Consider the following 17,620-nt stretch of genomic DNA (forward strand, 5'->3'; position numbering starts at 1 on the left):
CAAACGCCTCAAAAAAGTAAGCAAAAAAACGCTTGCTCCTACGTGCGGCCCGCTCGCTGGGGCTCGGGGTTCCTTCGCTGCGGGATCGATCCGGGGGGCAGCGCCTACGGTTTGCTTCGCTGCACCTCCTCTCGCTGTGTTTGGCTGCGCCAAACGGTCGCTGCGCTCCCACCCCCGGATCAATCCCTCCACTCAGCCTTCCGACGTCGCTCGTGGATCAAGATCAAGAGCAGGCGAGCTGACACTCGGCCTATTGAGTGGTGAAGAGCTTGGTGTGCTTGGCTTTGGATTTGTGGTGTTCTTGCCCCTCACCCCAGCCCTCTCCCGAGGGAGAGGGGCCGGTTTTTGGGCTTTTCAGAATGTGAGTTCGGCTCGGTATTGCACGTCGGCGTGTCTCTCCCAAACACCTCGGTCAGTCCCCTCTCCCTCCGGGAGAGGGCTAGGGTGAGGGGCTGTTGATTCACGCTTTGAAGCTCAAGTTCGGCTCGGTATTGCACGTCGGCGTATCTCGCCCAAACACCTCGGTCAATCCCCTCTCCCTCTGGGAGAGGGCTAGGGTGAGGGGCTTTTCAGTTGTGAGTGGGGGGTTGGGATATTTCGTGGTTATCCAGTGCGCGGTTCACCGCGAGTTCGGCGAGCATGATGATTTGCTGGATCGCCAGGATGGTGCGTCGCTGCGGCAGTTCGATGTAGGCGGCGATGTCGCTGGTCATGAGGCTGGCTTGGGCCAGGGATTCGCAGGCGTGTACCAGCAGGCTTTCGTTGTCTTGATCGGGGGCGACCTGGAACATGGTGCTGGGCTTGTGGAAGCGCAGGGTTAAGGCGTTGGGTTTGAGGTAGTGGTCGAGGGCGCGTTCGGCGGCGTCGTGGAATCTTTTTGAGCCGGGGAATTCGTAGGGGGTAGTGTCGTCCGCTGCGGGCGGATTGGGGGTTGGTTTGATCATGGTGAATACTCAGTTGGTGAAAGTGGAGCTGCCTTCGATTGCCGCGACGCAATCTGAGGTGGCAGCTGTACGCGGGTTCGCGGACCGATAACTGAGAAATCGGCATACCTCCAAGGACGGTATCCCGCGCACAGCCGCCATGACACAAGCTACAGGCACCGAGGTGCCGTGAGGTTGGCGATTATGCATCAGTTATCGGGCCGCGACGCCCGTTCGCTGAATTTGCAGCGACCCTCAGAGCCTATCCACCCCACTTCCGACGCACAACCGACGCGACTTGTGGGAAAAACTCCGCGCAATCACCAGTTTCTGTAGGACAAGCACAGTTCCTACAAAATGGTATTGCTCGCGTCGTGCTGGTACAGCAGGCCGATTTGCAGTCAACACAAATCGTGACCGGATAATTGATTGCGCCTGATGGTGTACATCATCGTGCTGTGGAACTCCTTCTACATCACGGCCCCCGTGGAGGGACTAAAGCACCACGGCTACCCGGTGCTGGACGAAGATCTGGCTCGGCTATCACAGCATATTTTCTAACATATCAATATGCTGGGACGGTACTCCTTCGCAGCACTAGGTGACCCGCAGCCAGTGCGTCATCAAGACGAAGGCTGTGAGGATAACCAAGACGCGGTTTTGAAAAAGCCTTTATGGGTATAGATTCGGTTTGAGGTTACTTTCGTGAAAAAAACCACTTAACTTTCCGCTTGACCGGTAATGAAAATGAATGAAGGAGAATGCAAGAAAACGCAAGCCAACCAATAAGTGGGTGCTCTGCAATTATCTCTGGTCTATGCCCTAAAAAAAGAAAGTTATTATTTTCTATAATATCTATATAAGGTACAACAAAGAAGCCATTGAACGTCAGGCAGAAGAAAAGCTTAATACTATTTAACTTTTTTCCAGAAAGGCGTGCTTTTAGAAGGTAGGCGAAAAAAACACCACAAACGGCCAAGATAGGGAAAATCCACACAATCATTTCGTGGTCTCTTGGTAGATCTGTTTTCCTGTTTGGAAATCAGTGTGTATTTCAAGCCCCCATGCGCTAGCGCCCATTCCTTTATAAGATCGCACATAGTCTGTCCTTACGTATCTAAACAAACGCCAGGCATCGGGCTTTAATATGTAGCGACTAAGGCCGTAGGCAGACATGCCTAGGTCAGCGGTGCTGTAGGCTAAATTCCCTTCGCGCGCTTCATATCCCACCGACTTTGCTATGGCTTGATAACCCTTCCTGACAGGGCCTTCTGTATCAGCTCGATCCTCTAAAAGGTTGCGCCCGTTTTCATAAATGTTATTGGCTCCATGGGCCATCATTGGCACACCAGCCACGAGACACAATGTGCCTGCTGAGGCATAGCATATCCCACCGCCTGTAATAACCTGCATTGCACCAGCGATAGCGCCGGCCCCCTTTTTAGTTATTTCCCATGACTGACTAAGCAAACTGCTTTGTTCGTTCTTCAGGTCCTGTAAACCCTGCTCAGGAGTTTTTTTGCCCTGAGAAACGTCATCAACAATCCTTTTGGCGTAATAAGCGACTTCACGGTTGAACTGCAAGCGCAGCATGCCGTCTTTGATGTGTCTAACGCCCAATGTGCTGGCCTGGCTTCCTAGTTTTCCAGCTGCGGCGCTGACCATCCAGTAGTCACAACTATCAGATGTGCAACTCTCGCTCAGTCGTTTCATTCGTTATTTCCCCATGTGCCATATCCGCTGGTGCCAGCAGCATGGTGGGTCCAAATTATATCTCGGTAGCGGATAGCTATATGCTCTTGTGGTTCGGCATCGTTCTGCAAAATTGAATGGGGCATTTCAAGTGTTAAGTCAGCAATAACTCCGCCGTTGATCGAAACTGAGTAGAATCTTTCCTGCATGCCGGAAGAGGAAATTCGATAAAAGCTAATTGTGCAGTTTATCTGCTCTCTAGTTGAAAGTGCTTGAGCAAGGAGAGGTGAGGATTTATCAATATTTTTGGTGATGATAATTGGATTGTGTGTTGGCTTGTCGATGTTTCCGATGCTGACCATGTTGTGGGAGTAAGAAAGCACCATGATTTCGTCGGTATGCCCTGACTGGCACTTGTTGCCAATAGAGTCCTGTGTTGAACAACCCGCTGAAATCAATCCTTGAGCCTTTCCGGTGATGGTCATGTAACCATGGTTAGACATACGTGGAACTCCTTTTAGTCAGCCGAACATCCTATTACAAGGGTCTCAGGTGTGATCTAGGGCATTTCTGAAAAGCCACACGAAATATGTTGAACTGAGATCTGACGGCAACTCCGGAAAATGTCTCGTAAGTTTGTGAGTAGGTCGCGAATCCAGGGTGTCCGAGCTTAATCTGGCGTGCCATTGCCACCATTTCGCACCGGTGGCGATGAAATGGGCTTGGATGGCTTCCTGTTTGCTGTCTGACCCACCGTTATCGCTGGCAAACAAGCTCCCACAGGGTTCTCAGGTGCATGCAGAAATGGCGAGCACAAAAAAGGCGATGTCCCTCACGAGACATCGCCTTTGTTTTACCGCCGTTAAAGCTTATTCCGGCAGTTTGTAGGCAATGATGTAGTCGCCCATTTTGGTGCCCAGCGAGCCGTGACCACCTACAACCAACAGAACGTATTGCTTGCCGTCCTTACCGGTGTAGGTCATCGGGGTCGCTTGACCACCCGCCGGCAGACGCGATTTCCACAGCTCTTTACCGCTGTTCACGTCGTACGCGCGCAGGTACTGGTCGAGGGTGCCGCTGAGGAAGCCGACGCCGCCGGCAGTGACCATCGAACCGCCCATGCTCGGCACGCCGAGCGTGAAGCCGATCGGGATCGGTGAGCTGTCGCGGCTGGTGCCGTTCTTGCGTTTCCACACGACTTTGCCGGTGGTCAGGTCGATCCCGGCGACGTAGCCCCAGGCCGGGGCCTGGCACGGTACGCCCAGTGGCGACATGAACGGATGCATGATCACCGCGTATGGCGCGCCGGTGTTTGGCTGCACACCCGAGGTTTCGCTTTCACGTTTGCTGCCGGCTTCGACTTTTTCGCGCGGAACCATTTTCGACACGAAGGCCATGTAGTTCGGGCTGGTAAACAGCATCTGGCGAACCGGGTCGACCGAGACGCCACCCCAGTTGAACACGCCGACGTTACCCGGGTAGATCAGGCTGCCCTGTTCCGATGGCGGGGTGTACTGGCCTTCGTAACGCAGTTCCTTGAACTGGATGCGGCACAGCATCTGGTCGAACGGGCTCGCGCCCCACATGGCTTTTTCGGTCAGTTCCGGGGCCAGCAGGTTGAGGTCCGAACGGGCCTGGGTCGGTGCGGTGTGGTCGCCTTTCACAGCGCCTTGCGGTACCGGGATTTCCTGGATCGGGATGATCGGCGTGCCGTCACGACGGTCGAGGACGTACAGGCTGCCCTGTTTGGTCGGGGCGATCAGCGCAGGTTTCACGCCGTCGGCGGTTTTCATGTCGAGCAGGGTAGGCTGGCTGCCGACGTCCATGTCCCACAGGTCATGGTGGGTGAACTGGTAGTTCCAGCGCACTTTACCGGTGGCCAGGTCCAGGGCAACGAGGCCAGCGCTGAATTTCTCGGCGCCCGGGGTGCGATTGCCGCCCCATTGGTCAGGGGTCTGGTTGCCCAGTGGCAGGTAGACCATGCCGAGTTTTTCATCGACGCTGGCCAGCGACCACATGTTCGCCGAGTTGCGGCTGTAGGTTTCGCCCGGGGCCAGAGGCTCGGTGGCGTCCGGCTTGTCGCTGTCCCAGTTCCACACCAGGTGACCGTCGCGCACGTCGAAAGCACGGATCACGCCCGATGGCTCGTTGGTCGATTCGTTGTCGGTAACGTGACCGCCCATGATCACCAGATCACGAGTGATTGCCGCTGGCGAAGTGGAGTAGTAGCCACCGGCGGTGAACGGGCCGATGCCTTGGGTCAGGTCGACCACGCCGTTGGTACCGAAGCCTTCGCAGATCTTGCCGGTGTCGGCGTTCAGTGCGATCAGGCGGGCGTCAGCGGTTGGCAGGTACAGGCGACGCGGGCAGGCCTGAGCAACGGCTTGGCCCGCTTCGGAGATGACGGCCGAGCCAGCGTTTTCAGACTTGGCGTACGCGGCTTCGTCGTAGTACGACACGCCACGGCAAGTCATGTGGGCGAAGCCCTTGAAGCCGACCGGGCTCTTGATCTGTGGATCGAAGCGCCAGATTTCCTTGCCGGTGTCCGGATCCAGCGCCAGCACTTTGCTGTGTGCGGTGCAGGCGTAGACCATGCCATTGGCTTTGAGCGGGGTGTTTTCGTTGGTCAGCTCGACCGGGTCATCGTCGGTCGGCAGGTCGCCCGTCTGAATGCGCCAGGCTTCTTGCAGCTTGCCGACGTTTTCCGGGGTGATCTGCTTGAGCGGCGAGTAGCGGTCACCGAACTCGGTGCGACCGTAGGCCTGCCAGTCGCCGTCCGGCATGGCCGGTGCGGTGCTGGCCATGTCGGCGGTGTCGCGGCCCAGTTCGCCGAAGGTTTCGCCCGGGTGGGTGAACAGGCTGGCCAAAGCGGTAACGCCGGCCAGGATCACCGCGACGGTCAGACCGCCGGTGCCCATTTTCGCCGGGCCGTTGAGCAACAGCGGACGACGGAACCACGGCAGCAACATCACGAAGCCGAGGACAAACCACAGCGCCAGACGTGGCACCAATTGCCACCAGTCCAGACCGACTTCCCACAACGCCCAGACAGTGCTGGCAAACAGCACGATGGCGTACAGGCCCAGCGCCGCGCGGCGGCGCATCAGCAGCAGAATGCCGGTCAAGGCGATACCGATGCCGGCCAGCAGGTAGTACAGCGAGCCGCCAAGCGTGCTCAGCTTGATTCCCCCGGCCAGCATGGCCAGGCCCATCAGTAGAAGCAGGATGCCGAGCAGGGCGGGTAGTAGCCGACCCCGGCTCGCAGCACTTTCGGTGCTCATAGTGTGATTCTCCGTGACGTTTATGTAGTCCCGCGCTGTAGTCACTTTAGATGACGATTTGGCGCAGGCATGGTTCAGATAAAAACTTGTTCGGCTAACCAAATGCATTCCTGTGGCAGCGGGCTTGCTCGCGAAGGCGATGTGTCAGGTGCGCAGGTGTCACCTGATACACCGCTTTCGCGAGCAAGCCCGCTCCCACATTTGATATTGACCGGGCGCTTAGAACGACGACTGGATCTTGATCCCGCCGATCAGGGCGTCGTCGACGTCGTTCACGCCACCGGGGTGGCGGATGTATTGCAGGTTCGGGCGCACGGTCAGCCAGTTGGTCACGTGCACGCCGTAATACAGTTCGGCGCTGTATTCGGTGTCCTGCGGTGGCAGGAACGCCGGATTGTCGTAGTCGTAGACGGCGTTGGCGCGGTTGCTCGCTTCGGCGTTCTTGCGATAGGCCGGGTTGACGTGGACGCGTGCCAGAGCAAAACCGATGTCGTCCTTGGCGCGAGCATCGAACGGGCCTTTGTAGGTCAGGCCGGCCTGTACATAGTTGTCGATCGCGTTGGTTTTCTTGTCGTGCATCGTCGCGTTGGCGAACAGACTCAGGCCACGGCTGTTATCACTGGCCACACTGGTGATTTGCTGCTGCACACCCAGCCACACGCCGTGCTTGCTCGACGCGCTGCGGTAGGCTTCGCCGCTCAGCGCTGCCGGTTGGCCGTTCTGGTCTTTATAGACGTCTGAGGCCTTGGCGTTGCTGTAGTAGTAACCGGCACGGTATTCGCCCGGCAGGCCGTTGAGCTTCGGCGTCCACACCAGTTCGACCGGCAGGATCGCGCCCTGGGTGCCGCTGCCGCTGAGTTTGAAGCCGTTGCCGCGATCAAGGTTCGACGGGTTCTGCTCATAAGCGCCGATCTGCGCATACAGCTCCGGCGTCAGGTGATATTTGACCCGCAGCGCCCACTGGCTGACCGGCCAGTTGTACCAGATGCCGCCGACCCAGTTGCCGACCTGCGAGCCGCAGAAGGCCAGGTTCTGGAAGTCGCAAGGGAAGCTGTTGAAGTCTTCGCCTTCACCGAAGCGGCCGACTTTGATGTCGAGCTTCTGATCGAAGAATTTCTGCTGATACCACATCTGCGTCAGGCGGGTGGTCTGGCCACGGCCCCAGACTTCCTGGGCGGAAGTGAAGCCGCCAACGCGCGGGTCGTTGATGCGGTCGTTGCTGATGTTGTTGCCGCTGCGCTTGGTGATGGTCAGTTGGAACTCGGCGTCGTCCCAACCGAGGATCTTCTGCAGGTCCAGATGCGTGCCGAGGCCGAACTGGTCGCTGTAGCGCGCGGTGCGGTCATGGTCGTAACCGCCGTGCAGGTTGCTGCCCATTTCGCCGGTGTAATCGAGTTTGAAGTCGTAGCCTTTTTCCGCAAGTTCTGTGCGCGTGCCATTCCAGTCACCGAGCATGTACGGGGATTCACTGTCGAAGGCCGGCGCTGCATGGGCGCAGGTGGCAAGACCGACTGCGGCGCAGCCGCCAAGGGTGCGCAGAGTGGAGATAGCGCTGTCTCGGGAGAAGGAAAAATCAGGCATGAAGAAGTCTTTTTTTGATGTTTTTCGAGTGCAGGCCGAGCGCTTCAGAATGTCGCAGGCAGTGAAGCGTTTCAGCGGAAGGGCGGCAGGATAATGATCTGTAACAAATTGAGAAAGCGCTTTTGCAGACATGCAGCGTTTCGGATTCGGTAACAGTGCGGCAAACGGGCGCAGTGTGGGGCGGGTCACAGCCTGCGATCTTCCCGGGTTGGCCTACATTTTCAGGAAGGCCTTCCACCCGCTCAGCCCCTCGGCTAAGGTGCGCGGCTTTACGCATCTCCACTTCGCTCAAAGGCCCGGCATGAACGAACAAACCCCTGATCCGCTGCACGGCGTGACCCTCGAACAGATCCTCAATGCACTCGTCGCTCACTACGAGTGGTCGGGGCTGGCCGAGCGTATCGATATCCGTTGCTTCAAGAGCGATCCGAGCATCAAGTCGAGCCTGACCTTCCTGCGTAAAACCCCGTGGGCGCGGGAGAAGGTCGAGCGCCTGTACGTGAAGTTGATGCGCACCAAGCGACCGCTCTGAGATGGACAGCGCGAGGCAGCGACGCCTGATTACCTGCCTGGCCATGTTGGGCTGGGCCGGATTGACGATTCAGCTGTACCTGATCTTCTTTGCGCGATTGAGCATCGGCGCCAGCCTGTTGGGCGGGCTGGTGAGCTTCTTCAGCTACTTCACGATATTGACCAATACGCTGGTGGCGACCGTGTTGACCTGCGCCGTGAGCCAGCGTGAATCCGCCGCGCGGCGCTGGTTTCTGCAACCGTGGGTCAGCAGTGGCATAGCCGTAAGCATCGCCGTCGTCGGTCTGGCGTACAACATTCTGCTGCGGCATTTGTGGCACCCCGAAGGCTGGCAGTTCATCGCTGATGAATTGCTCCACGATGTCATGCCGGTGCTGTTTCTCGGCTATTGGTGGTGCTGCGTCCCCAAAGGCACGTTGCGCCTGTGGCACTTGCCACTGTGGATGATCTATCCGCTGGTGTACTTCATCTACGCCTTGCTGCGTGGGCATCTGCTCGGCGCGTATGCGTATCCGTTCATTGATGTCGCGGTGTTGGGTTATCCACAGGTGCTGGCGAACGCCGGGGGGATTTTGGTGGGGTTTGTGCTGGTGGGGTTGCTGCTAATTGGCCTGGATCGTAGAAAGACCGCACGAAGTTGAGATCCATTGTGGGAGCGGGCTTGCTCGCGAATGCGGTGTAACAGTTTGCATAAATGTTGACTGACACACGGATTTCGCGAGCAAGCCCGCTCCCACAGGGGAAATTGCAGGGAGGCGATTATTCTTCGTCAGAGCCCTCGGCGCGCCAGTAGCCGACAGCCTTGATGAACTGTTCATCCAGTCCATGTTCATCGATCAGTACCCGGCGGATCTGCCGTGAGACCTTGGTTTCGGTCGCGACCCACGCATACAGATTGCCCTTGGGCGCCTGCAGTTGTTTGACCGTGGTCAGCAGGTTGTCCTTGCCGCCTTCGCGCAGCACCCAGATCACATTGACCTGCGCTGCGCTTTCCAGCCGCTGCTGTTCGGCGCCGTTTTCCACTTCGATCACCACCAGCGCGTTGCGATTGGCTGCCAGGCCTTCGAGCCGGCGGGCAATAGCGGGCAGGGCGGTTTCGTCGCCGATCAGCAGATAACTGTCGAAGATGTCCGGCACGATCATCGAGCCGCGCGGGCCGCCGATATGCAGGAATTGCCCCGGTTGCGCCTGTTCCGCCCATGTCGAGGCAGGGCCATCGCCGTGCAGGACGAAGTCGATGTCCAGCTCCATTTTGTCGAGGTCGTAGCGACGCGGGGTGTAGTCGCGCATTTCCGGTTTTGCACCTTCATCCTTACCGGCGCCGAGCACCATCGTTTCCAGCGCCGCCGCCTGTTCGGCGTTCTGCGGGAACAGCAATTTGACGTGGTCGTCCGTGCCCAGGCTGATGAACCCGGCCAGTTCCGGCCCGCCGAGGGTGATGCGGCGCATGCGTGGGGTCAGATCGGTGACGCGCAACACTTGCAGCTTGCGGCGTTTGATTTCGTGCATCACGCGGTGAATGGTCTGAGTATCGACAGCGGTCATTCGGCTTTCTCCGTAGCGGGTCGAGCGGCGGGGCCGTCGACGATGGCTTTGGCGGTGTTGTTGAGCAGATCGCGTACGCGCAGGATTTCTTCCGCGCTCCAGCGCCCGTGGTGCATTTGCAAGGCGTGCCGCAGGTTGTGCACGGCTTCGTGGATTTCCGGCGGCCGGTCGTGGCCGCGCAGCGAGCGCTTGCTGACATCGATGCGCATACGGACGCCGTCGAGCGCCACTGCCTGTTCACTTAAAGACAAACGACCGGCGTCGGTCACGCTGTAACGTTTTTTGCCGGCCTCGGCGTCACCTGCAATCAGGTCGCTCTCTTCCAGAAAGGTCAGGGTCGGGTAGATCACCCCGGGACTCGGGCTGTAGGCGCCGTCGAACATGCCTTCGATCTGGCGGATGAGGTCGTAGCCGTGGCACGGCTGTTCGGCAATCAGCGCCAGCAACAACAATTTCAGATCACCGGGGGCGAACACCCGAGGGCCGCGGCCGCCACGTTCGCGACCCGGGCGCTTCTCGAAGCCGTCGCGGCCATCACCGTGTTCGCGGTGGGGGGAATGAGGGTCTCTCATGTCTGCTTTTCTCTCTCTCGTCGTATTTAGATACAACTTAAGATGTATCTTAAGCGCTGTGCAAGACGTTTTTTAGCTGGTCCGCCCTGCAATGGACGAGTGGTCGACGCAAAAAAAAGCGAAAAAATATTATTTATTACTCGAGAAAAAAGGGTGACCTTGGAGTTAAAGTTATCGCTCTAGTTGAGTTTGAGTATATATTCTAATTCTCCGCAAGTTACCGCGTTACAGCGGCATAGATGCTGTATGGTTTTTTGCGTGAAACTGTGTGTAGTCTGCAACTTACAGCCAATTTCGCAAGTATCTGTTTTTTGTTCTTTTTTCTGGCGGGGTGTCGGGCTGTTGAACTACGAGCTTGTCGGAAGTTGCCTGCTTACTTCCCGGATCGAAACGTTGAAGATGCACCGGCGTTGCAGGTTGAAACAAAGCAGCCCGGAAAGGACCGCGCAGTTTTAACTTCAATGAACCGAATCCATCAAGAAACCAGGTAACTACCAATGTTCAAGAAAATCGCAATCGCTGCTCCTTTGGCTCTTCTGGCAATGAGTTCCTCCGTGGTGTTTGCCGCAGACCCGATTAATCAGGTCATCAATATCAAGGCATTTGTCCCCACTTCGCTGTTCAACGTAGCCCCTCAGAAGCCTGATTTCGGTGTTGACGAAACCATGTACCAGCAACCCAGCGGTGAACTGAGCACGATCACCGAAACCTTCAATATGAAGCACACTGATACCAAAGGCTCCATCAACGCCTTTATCGACGGCACTGCGGCGCTGTACAACGGCCGCGACAGCATCCCGCTTACCCTGAAAATCGGCAGTGTCCAGCTGAGCGATGTCAGTACTGAAGTCGTCAATGCAACCGACTCCGTGCCTGGGGTTCAGCGAACCATGGAAATCAAGGCTGCCACCCCGACCGCCACTCAGACTGGCAATTACTCGGGCAGCTTCGCCGTGGTTTTCGAGCCTGTGATTACGCCTTAATACAGCTTTTGAATAGCGCTGCATTTATTCAATAGTCTTGGCATCCACTGGTCATCTATGAATGACCAGTAGATGCCAACTCATCAAGTAACTCGAGTATTAAGATAATGTTCCCGATGACGCCCATCGCGGCGGCGCTTGCACTTTTTTTGTGTGCCAGTGCCTCGGCCGCGCCCGCTGATAACGCTAACACTCCGCGCAGCCTGCTCGCTCAGGCTAAAGGGTTGCCGGCAGAATTCGAAGAACATTTCTTCGATGTGCCATTAGCTGTTCGGGTAGAGCGTGATCAACAGTTTCTCGGTGAGGCGATGGTGGTATTAACCAAAGATGATCGCGTCACGTTGCTGGAATTTACCGACACCGAAGACAGCCAGATACCGGCCAGTGAACGGGATGCACTCGGTGCGTATTTTAAACAAGGTGTCGTCTTGGGCGCGTGTCAGGGCAACTGCCCGGAACAGGTGCTGGCGGTGCATTACAACTTGCAGAATTCGCTGGTATCGATCGCCACCGAAAACGCCGAACGCGACGCTGAAACCGCGCGGTTTTACACGTTGCCCGAAAACGGCAGTACCGGTTTGATCCTGCGTAATCAATTGAATCTCAACGGCGGACAGGAGCAGGATCTTGGCGGGCGCTACGGCCTGGACGCCAGCAGCAGCCTCGGCAACTGGACGCACCGCGTCAATCTGCAACTGGCACGGCTCGGCGGTCCGGACGACACGCTGTATCACGCTGTGCACGAGCTGTATGGTCAGCGCGAGCTGCAGGGCAGTTTTCTGCGCCTGGGCTATTTCACCCCGAGTTCCGAAGGTTTGACACGGCAGTTGCGTTCGTTCGGCGCCAGCCCCGATACGGCGGCGGGCGTGATGTTCGGCAGTTCCGACAGTCTGGCGATCAACAGCCCCAAGCCCAGCGTCTACCCGCTGTACGTCACCGCCAACCGCCAGGCGTCGGTAGAGATCTATCGCAATGGCGTGCTGATCAACACGCAAGCGGTCAGCGCCGGCTTGCAAACCCTTGATACCCGGCCGTTGCCCGGGGGCATTTACGAAGTGGAAGTCCGGCTGATCGAAGACGGCCAGATCACCTCGACCACTCAGGAGCTGGTGTACAAACCGAGCAACTGGCGCAATCACGATGATCGCTGGCGCTACAGCCTGTTCGCCGGTCAGGAAAGCAAATTGCTGAGCAATTGGGACCAGCAGTCGCGCGGCGAGATGACCGCCGGTGCAGCAGTCAATTATCTGCTGCATCCACGGGTGATCCTCGGTGCGTCGGCGCGGCAGCTGCAAGGCAAGCAGCAGATCGCGACGTCAGTCGACTGGACGCTGGCCAACAACACCAGCCTGTACGCAAACGTCTACCAGACCGAGGACCACGGCACCGGGATGGACCTGCAAGCCATCTACAGCTATGGCTCGGGCAACCTGTTCGCTACGCATAACCGCAGCTGGCTGGACACCACCAATACCTACGAAACCTTGCCGGACGGTACGCGAGTGCGGCAGCGCAACGTGTTCATCGGCCAGACGGCCAACACCTCCCTGGCGATCAATCATCGACTCAACAGCAAACAGTCGGTGAATGGGCGCGTGTCACACAGCGAAGGCAATGTCGAAGGCGTCGGCATTGATCTGGGCTGGACGCAACGCAGCCAGCTGTTCGGCAGCGATGCCAGTTGGCGATTTTCGGTGTTCGACCGGCCTGCCAGTTTCAGCAGTGGGCAGGAGCGCAATCGCGGTGTGGATTTGAGTGTCAGCCTGGCCCTCGGCGGCCCCGGCGAGCAATGGTCGGGCAGCATCGGTACACGCACCGCCCGCGAGGGTGGTCGCGATAACAACGGCTCTCTGACCTACAGCAAAACTCTGGAAAACCATGTGCTGCAGAACGTTTCGGTCACGGCGCTGGCGGATACCTATGGCGTCGGCGTTTCCGGGCTCGGCAGTTTCAGTGCGGACGCTTTCAGTGGCGATGCCTTCATCCAGCGTTCGTCTTACAACGGCAATTACACCGGTGGCTTGAACCTCGACAGCACGGTGGCAGTAGGTGCCGACAAGATGGTCATGACCAGCCAGCACGCCAGCGGTGGGGCCGGGATGATCATCGATGTGGAAACTGATCTGGATGACATCGCCCTGCGCGCCGACGACCTCAGCGGCGGCAGCACGACCTTGCGCCCGGGGCGCAATTACGTGGCGCTGACCGCCTATAAAAACAGTTCGGTGAGCTTCGACTTCGAAGGCAACCACGTGCCCTCGGCGAGCATTCAACCGCAGCGCACCCGCTATCACCTGAACAAGGGCGGAGTGGACTATCGCAAGATCACGGTGAGCAAAACCCTGACTGTGCTGGGACGTCTGCTCGATCCGCAGGGCAAGCCGCTTAAAGGCCACCACATCATCAATCACGCGAGTCGCGGGGTCAGCGAAGTGGATGGTTTCTTCTCGATGGAAATGAACGCTGGTTCGCCGACGCTGGAAGTCCGCTCCGGCGAGCAATTGCTGTGTCAGTTCCGCCTCGACCCAGCCAATGCGCGCAGTGAGAACGATGTGTTGATGATTGGCGATTTGCGGTGCTCCAGCGATACGTTGGCTCAAGCGCCTGAAAACTCCCACACGGCTGGGTGATCGGTCTCTACGAGCATTACAGGAATTCTCTGATGTACTTTACGAAACGGTCTCTTAAAAGTTTTATCACTGCCGTCGGCATGTCGCTGCTGGGACCTTCGGTTGCCTGCGCAGCGGTGCAGGAGATAACGGCCGTATTTCGGCCTGATCCATCCAATCCGATGCAGAACAGATTTACCAATACCACTCCCCAGAGCGGGGTATGTCCTGGACATATGCCGGCACGGTGCGAGGCGCTGGGCATTTTCAGTATCCGCACATGGGATATCAATTTTCGGTCTACAGGCCCGATGGCAGCCGAAGAAACTGACATACGCAAGAGGGTGATGTTCAAAGTGCCGTCCCAGTGGCGCAGCTTTGAGGTGATGTCCGACCGTGGAGAGCGAGAAACCGTCGAAATGCGCATTTCCGGCATCGGCAACCGGTTTGATATTCCGAATCCTCCGGGCGTCAGAGCTTGGGGGGGTTACTGGACGACGCCGCCGGCGCCGTGTCAATACACAGGCATGTTCGCTGCGGGCTCGACGATCAGGTTATGGTTCTGGTTAGTGCCGGAAAACGCGGGAGCATGCAGCATGGCGTCCGAGGTGGACATTCCGAGCTTGAGTTACGTCAACTTCGAGTACACCTACGAACTGAGAACCCCTAACCCTCTGGGCATGTCGGCCGGCCAATACAAGGGCACTATCAGTTACACCGTAGGACCGCACAAGGATTTCGACTTCGGTGACATCATGAGTCCCAATGACGACACCTTGGTCTTCAATTTCAATCTGGATGTGCAACACACCCTCAAAATCGAATTGCCGCCCGGCGGCAATCGTGTCGAGCTGATCCCGCAGGGTGGCTGGCAAGCCTGGCTCCAGCGCAACCGCCGACCGGAAAGGCTGTTCCGCGATCAGACGTTCAATATCTCCAGTTCGGGCCGCTTCAAGATGCAGCTCGAATGTCAGTACCCCGATGGCGGGAACACCTGCGCGATACGCGATGCGGTATCCGGCCATACGGTGCCGCTGACTATTGCCGTCACCCTGCCACCCGGCATGGCGGACGCCTCCGGGCAGCCGGTCAATCGGCGCCCGTTGCTGCTCGATGGCACTGGCACACAACTGTTCGAGCCGAGCTATTACGTCGATCGGAAACCGGCCGTCCTGCATTTCGAAGTCGGCCGCGACGCGGTTGAGGACATGCTCAGCGGTGAATCCAAAACCTACGCGGGCAACGCCACAGTGATCTGGGATTCGGAAGTCTGATCACCCCCCGTTTACTTTCAAGAGGTCAAATACAATGAATGTTCGATGGACACTGTTGCTCGCAGCCTGGCTCCCGCTCATTGCCCAAGCCGGGCCAGCGATCAATGTCGGGGTGGTGTACGACTATCTCGAGGGCGATAAAAGCACGTACTTGAAACGTGTGTTCAACGGCGGCGACGCTACTGCATTCGTCAAGATCAATATCCTGGAAATCGTCTACGACGCCGATGGCACTCCGCGGGAAATGCCTCTCGCCAACCAGACCGACGCCAACGCCCGCGACGGTCTGATGGCCAGCCCCGCGCGCCTGATCGTCCCGGCCAACGGCATGCAGGGCAGTCGCCTGGTGTTCATGGGCGAGCGGGAAAAAGAGCGTTACTTCCGGGTGCGTTTTGTCCCGGTGGTGCCCGAGAAGGAAGATGAATTTGCAATCGCCGAAGCGGATCGCGAGGACTACAAAAAAGGCCTCTCCGCCGGCGTCAACGTGCTGGCCGGTTACGGCACCGTGTTTTTTGTGCGTCCCAAGGAAACCCGGTTCAACAGCGTGATCAGCAACCAGACGAACACGTATGAAGTGCGCAATGACGGCAACAGCACCATCGTTGTCGACGAGTTCAGGAACTGTGCACAAAACAATGAAAGCGACTGCCAGCCGACCACCAAACATCACGTCCTGCCTGGCCGTGCCTTCGCCTTCGACAAGCAGAGCGGGCGTGAATACCACTTCACGCTGATCGAGGGCAAGGCCACTAAACCGATCGAGGTCAAGGGTTGAAAAGCCGGGCCGTGTCGATGTGCAAGCAACAGGTGATGAACATGTCAAACGCCACACGCGCAGCCATGGCGCTGGCGCTGCTGATACCGGTGAGCGGTGTCGTGAACGCGATTGTCGAGCGCGAAACGTTCGAGGTCTCGGTAAGTATTCCTTCGGCAGAGTTCTATGTGATTCCGTCCGAGCCCGACTGGATTCATCAAGAGCAGACCCTGCCATTCAATTCGGTAGCGGGGGCGTTCACGCCACTGAGAAAAAACTTCGACGTAAAAAACGTCAATGGCGGCATCAGCGCCCGTCTGAGTGTCGAGCCCTACCTGAGCAATGGCAAGGACACAGACCACATCCCGCTGACGGTGTCGTTCAATCGCCAGCGCTTGAGCCTGGTGGCCGAGCAGGTCATCACGGCGCTCGATGGCCAGGCGGGTCAGCGGGTGGGACTGGAGATTGCCGCAATGGTACCGGTGGACGGTTATAAACCGGGCAATTATTACGGCAGCGTGCACATGATTTTTGAAGCGCTGGCGCCTTGATCCGCCAAGCGATACTGGGGAAGCAAAATACGTCCATGAACGCCATCGATATCACAAAGCGCGTCTTAAAACGGATATTGCTCGGTTGTCTGCTGAGCGTTTCAGTCATACACACTGCCAATGCCGCTGTTCATGAAGTTACTGCGGTATTCAAACCTGATCCCGCGAATCCGATGAAGAACAAGTTCAAAAATACAACGGCGCAAAGCCCGATTTGCGGCGCGCATATGCCGGCCAGGTGTGAGGCATTGAACATTATCAGCCTCCGCTCACACGCTATCCGGTTTGAAAACCTCAAACCTATCGCGGCCAACCATGAGAGTGTGCGTGAAGGTGTCATGTACAAAGTACCTTCCGAGTGGCGAGATGTGGAAATTATGGAGGTCTCCAGCGGGAAACTCGAAACGGTTCAGGTGCGTATCGCCGGGATTGGCGGCGGCTGGGTCATTTCCAGGCCACCGGGGGAGCATGCTTTTGGTTCTTCATATTCGGTGTGGGGTACAGCGCCGCCACCTTGTCTTAGCTCTTCTTATCTCGCATCCGGTCCCGGGTTTCTCACATTTTTCTGGATCGTGCCCGAAGGTGCCGGTATCTGCAGCAGAACGACGTTATTCGACATTCCCATCTTTAACCAAACCAGTATCGATTACGCCTACGAAATGAAAACCCCCAACCCCTTGGATATGCCAACGGGAACGTACACGGGGTCGATCAGGTACTCGATAGGCCCCGGCATGGACTTCGATTTTGGCGACACGATGGTACCTGTGGGTGATTCCGAGCTTGTTCTCAACTTCACCCTCGATGTTCAACACGCGCTAAAGGTCGAAATACCACCCGGCGGGGATCAAGTTGAGCTGCTGCCTCAGGGCGGTTGGCAAGCGTGGTTGAATCAGGGGCGTAAACCCACCCGCCTGTTTCGCGATCAGACTTTCAACCTGTCTTCCTCTTCGCGCTTCAAAATGAATCTGGAGTGTCAGTACGCGATCGGTAATAACTGCGCACTGTGGGAGGCTAACGCGGGTCACGAGGTGCCAGTTGAAATGAGCGTCACACTGCCCGGCGGATTGACAGACGCAGTGGGCAATCCGGTGAACCGGCGCCCATTGCGTCGTGACGGTGTGGGCACCGAGCTGTTTCAGCCAGCGTTTTACGTGGAGCGCAAACCCGGCACGTTGCATTTCGAAGTGGCCCGCGATGCGGTCGAGGAAATGATCAAACCCAACACGCCTCGCCGCTATCGAGGCAATGTCACGGTTATCTGGGATTCGGAAGTCAATTAGCCCGGCAACTCGGCCAGCCGTGGCGGGCCGAGTGCAGCAGC

General features: G+C 57.5%; 16 protein-coding genes and 1 pseudogene. 9 read left to right on the top strand and 8 right to left on the bottom strand.

The window, feature by feature from the left end; translation table 11 throughout:
• Positions 1-569 precede the first annotated feature (569 nt).
• Positions 570-944 (bottom strand): DUF6124 family protein, encoded by a 375-nt coding sequence (locus CXF97_RS25740; protein ID WP_101162072.1) that lies wholly within the window; start codon positions 942-944, stop codon positions 570-572.
• Between the two features lie 408 nt (positions 945-1,352).
• Between CXF97_RS25740 and CXF97_RS28850 the strand changes: the two are divergent.
• Positions 1,353-1,607: pseudogene (locus CXF97_RS28850) on the top strand (Tn3 family transposase); the annotation flags it as partial.
• Between the two features lie 13 nt (positions 1,608-1,620).
• Here CXF97_RS28850 and CXF97_RS28110 read toward each other — a convergent pair.
• The 5 genes from CXF97_RS28110 to CXF97_RS25760 form a co-directional block, all read right to left on the bottom strand.
• A complete protein-coding gene (locus tag CXF97_RS28110; protein ID WP_157830931.1) occupies positions 1,621-1,926 on the bottom strand; it encodes a hypothetical protein in 306 nt (101 codons plus the stop codon).
• Complete coding sequence (locus CXF97_RS25745; protein WP_256589934.1) at positions 1,923-2,636, bottom strand: DUF4225 domain-containing protein; 714 nt, start codon at positions 2,634-2,636, stop codon at positions 1,923-1,925. Before CXF97_RS25745 ends, CXF97_RS28110 begins: the two co-directional genes overlap by 4 nt.
• Positions 2,633-3,118, bottom strand: coding sequence for an Hcp family type VI secretion system effector (locus CXF97_RS25750; RefSeq protein WP_101162075.1), 486 nt, complete (start codon positions 3,116-3,118; stop codon positions 2,633-2,635). The genes CXF97_RS25745 and CXF97_RS25750 overlap by 4 nt, the downstream gene beginning before the upstream one ends.
• Positions 3,119-3,484: 366 nt before the next feature.
• Positions 3,485-5,896 carry a glucose/quinate/shikimate family membrane-bound PQQ-dependent dehydrogenase gene (locus CXF97_RS25755; RefSeq protein ID WP_101162077.1) on the bottom strand — a complete coding sequence of 804 codons (2,412 nt, stop codon included), beginning with the start codon at positions 5,894-5,896 and terminating at the stop codon, positions 3,485-3,487.
• A gap of 219 nt (positions 5,897-6,115) precedes the next feature.
• Entirely contained in the window at positions 6,116-7,477 is a 1,362-nt protein-coding gene (locus CXF97_RS25760; RefSeq protein WP_101162078.1) for a carbohydrate porin, read from the bottom strand.
• A gap of 301 nt (positions 7,478-7,778) precedes the next feature.
• On the opposite strand from CXF97_RS25760, the gene CXF97_RS25765 reads away from it, so the two are divergent.
• Positions 7,779-8,009: a VF530 family DNA-binding protein gene (locus tag CXF97_RS25765; RefSeq protein WP_042608309.1), complete on the top strand. Its 231-nt coding sequence runs from the start codon at positions 7,779-7,781 to the stop codon at positions 8,007-8,009.
• Between the two features lies 1 nt (position 8,010).
• Entirely contained in the window at positions 8,011-8,649 is a 639-nt protein-coding gene (locus tag CXF97_RS25770; RefSeq protein ID WP_101162080.1) for a Pr6Pr family membrane protein, read from the top strand.
• A 118-nt stretch (positions 8,650-8,767) separates the two neighbouring features.
• Here CXF97_RS25770 and CXF97_RS25780 read toward each other — a convergent pair whose 3' ends face one another.
• Positions 8,768-9,553, bottom strand: a complete 786-nt coding sequence (locus CXF97_RS25780; protein WP_101162082.1) for a siderophore-interacting protein — start codon at positions 9,551-9,553, stop codon at positions 8,768-8,770.
• Positions 9,550-10,125 (bottom strand): PadR family transcriptional regulator, encoded by a 576-nt coding sequence (locus tag CXF97_RS25785; protein ID WP_101162084.1) that lies wholly within the window; start codon positions 10,123-10,125, stop codon positions 9,550-9,552. The genes CXF97_RS25780 and CXF97_RS25785 overlap by 4 nt, the downstream gene beginning before the upstream one ends.
• Before the next feature lie 497 nt (positions 10,126-10,622).
• On the opposite strand from CXF97_RS25785, the gene CXF97_RS25790 reads away from it, so the two are divergent.
• The 6 genes from CXF97_RS25790 (at position 10,623) to CXF97_RS25815 (ending at position 17,579) form a co-directional block, all read left to right on the top strand.
• Positions 10,623-11,108, top strand: coding sequence for a CS1 type fimbrial major subunit (locus CXF97_RS25790; RefSeq protein ID WP_101162086.1), 486 nt, complete (start codon positions 10,623-10,625; stop codon positions 11,106-11,108).
• 107 nt (positions 11,109-11,215) lie between these two features.
• Entirely contained in the window at positions 11,216-13,738 is a 2,523-nt protein-coding gene (locus CXF97_RS25795) for a TcfC E-set like domain-containing protein (protein WP_101162088.1), read from the top strand.
• 32 nt (positions 13,739-13,770) lie between these two features.
• The gene (locus tag CXF97_RS25800) at positions 13,771-14,991 is read left to right on the top strand and encodes a hypothetical protein (protein WP_101162090.1); all 1,221 of its coding nucleotides are present in this window, start codon (positions 13,771-13,773) and stop codon (positions 14,989-14,991) included.
• 34 nt (positions 14,992-15,025) lie between these two features.
• The gene (locus CXF97_RS25805; RefSeq protein ID WP_101162092.1) at positions 15,026-15,766 is read left to right on the top strand and encodes a pilus assembly protein; all 741 of its coding nucleotides are present in this window, start codon (positions 15,026-15,028) and stop codon (positions 15,764-15,766) included.
• A gap of 41 nt (positions 15,767-15,807) precedes the next feature.
• Positions 15,808-16,296: a CS1 type fimbrial major subunit gene (locus tag CXF97_RS25810; protein ID WP_101162262.1), complete on the top strand. Its 489-nt coding sequence runs from the start codon at positions 15,808-15,810 to the stop codon at positions 16,294-16,296.
• A gap of 35 nt (positions 16,297-16,331) precedes the next feature.
• Positions 16,332-17,579 (top strand): hypothetical protein, encoded by a 1,248-nt coding sequence (locus tag CXF97_RS25815; RefSeq protein ID WP_101162264.1) that lies wholly within the window; start codon positions 16,332-16,334, stop codon positions 17,577-17,579.
• Positions 17,580-17,620: the final 41 nt, after the last annotated feature.

Source organism: Pseudomonas sp. Choline-02u-1, assembly GCF_002836515.1.
Lineage (GTDB): Bacteria > Pseudomonadota > Gammaproteobacteria > Pseudomonadales > Pseudomonadaceae > Aquipseudomonas.

Excerpts from the sequence above, each read along its gene's own strand:
- CXF97_RS25740 (WP_101162072.1), bottom strand. The coding sequence starts at position 944 with ATGATCAAACCAACCCCCAATCCGCCCGCAGCGGACGACACTACCCCC.
- CXF97_RS28110 (WP_157830931.1), bottom strand. The coding sequence starts at position 1,926 with ATGATTGTGTGGATTTTCCCTATCTTGGCCGTTTGTGGTGTTTTTTTC.
- CXF97_RS25745 (WP_256589934.1), bottom strand. The coding sequence starts at position 2,636 with ATGAAACGACTGAGCGAGAGTTGCACATCTGATAGTTGTGACTACTGG.
- CXF97_RS25750 (WP_101162075.1), bottom strand. The coding sequence starts at position 3,118 with ATGTCTAACCATGGTTACATGACCATCACCGGAAAGGCTCAAGGATTG.
- CXF97_RS25755 (WP_101162077.1), bottom strand. The coding sequence starts at position 5,896 with ATGAGCACCGAAAGTGCTGCGAGCCGGGGTCGGCTACTACCCGCCCTG.
- CXF97_RS25760 (WP_101162078.1), bottom strand. The coding sequence starts at position 7,477 with ATGCCTGATTTTTCCTTCTCCCGAGACAGCGCTATCTCCACTCTGCGC.
- CXF97_RS25765 (WP_042608309.1), top strand. The coding sequence starts at position 7,779 with ATGAACGAACAAACCCCTGATCCGCTGCACGGCGTGACCCTCGAACAG.
- CXF97_RS25770 (WP_101162080.1), top strand. The coding sequence starts at position 8,011 with ATGGACAGCGCGAGGCAGCGACGCCTGATTACCTGCCTGGCCATGTTG.
- CXF97_RS25780 (WP_101162082.1), bottom strand. The coding sequence starts at position 9,553 with ATGACCGCTGTCGATACTCAGACCATTCACCGCGTGATGCACGAAATC.
- CXF97_RS25785 (WP_101162084.1), bottom strand. The coding sequence starts at position 10,125 with ATGAGAGACCCTCATTCCCCCCACCGCGAACACGGTGATGGCCGCGAC.
- CXF97_RS25790 (WP_101162086.1), top strand. The coding sequence starts at position 10,623 with ATGTTCAAGAAAATCGCAATCGCTGCTCCTTTGGCTCTTCTGGCAATG.
- CXF97_RS25795 (WP_101162088.1), top strand. The coding sequence starts at position 11,216 with ATGTTCCCGATGACGCCCATCGCGGCGGCGCTTGCACTTTTTTTGTGT.
- CXF97_RS25800 (WP_101162090.1), top strand. The coding sequence starts at position 13,771 with ATGTACTTTACGAAACGGTCTCTTAAAAGTTTTATCACTGCCGTCGGC.
- CXF97_RS25805 (WP_101162092.1), top strand. The coding sequence starts at position 15,026 with ATGAATGTTCGATGGACACTGTTGCTCGCAGCCTGGCTCCCGCTCATT.
- CXF97_RS25810 (WP_101162262.1), top strand. The coding sequence starts at position 15,808 with ATGTCAAACGCCACACGCGCAGCCATGGCGCTGGCGCTGCTGATACCG.
- CXF97_RS25815 (WP_101162264.1), top strand. The coding sequence starts at position 16,332 with ATGAACGCCATCGATATCACAAAGCGCGTCTTAAAACGGATATTGCTC.